Source organism: Actinomadura napierensis, assembly GCF_039529375.1.
Lineage (GTDB): Bacteria > Actinomycetota > Actinomycetes > Streptosporangiales > Streptosporangiaceae > Spirillospora > Spirillospora napierensis.
Genome location: NZ_BAAAMR010000363.1, coordinates 1 through 595 on the forward strand (window position 1 = coordinate 1; position 595 = coordinate 595).

Here is a 595-nt window from a genome sequence, read left to right on the forward strand (position 1 = left end):
CGAACATCTAACACTTCACCCAACATATGTTGGCTTTCTCGAGTTAAAAGCTGCATAAACTCGCTATCACTTAAAGCCGAATATTCATCGGTATAATCATCTGGCAGTGTCCAGACAATGGACTGCCAATAACCGTTTTCACTTTCTTCAAGACTCGCCATCGGCAAATATGGCAAAGGTCCAGTAGGCAAAAAGATTTGCCGAGCAACATAATGATGAGGCTTAGACGTTTTTATCGCACAGCTAATCGCTGCTTGTTTGTAATCTAGTACATCTAGATCAATATAGGCTTCCTCACGTACAAATGAATTGGCGCCATCAGCACCAATAAGCAGTTTAGTTTTAAGTGCCGTGCCATCTGCCAATTGAATATGCCAGCACCCGACACCTTGTTCAATACGGGTAACACGAACTTGAGTACGATAGTCTGTTAACTGCTCAAGCATTTTTTGTTGAATAGCAACATTCAATACACTTGGCTCAACCATAGAACCCAAGGCTTGCTCTGGCATTGGTCTTTGTACAGACTCATGGCCAAAATTAATTTCACCATAGCCATTTAAATTCCACACTTGCATGCCGGTATAAGGCATTT

General features: G+C 41.8%; 1 protein-coding gene. It reads right to left on the bottom strand.

Going from position 1 to position 595, the window contains the following annotated elements:
- Positions 1–578, bottom strand: a 578-nt coding sequence (locus ABD296_RS49935) for a Rossmann-fold NAD(P)-binding domain-containing protein (protein ID WP_344285688.1), incomplete at its 3' end; no start/stop codon positions are given.
- Positions 579–595 lie beyond the last annotated feature (17 nt).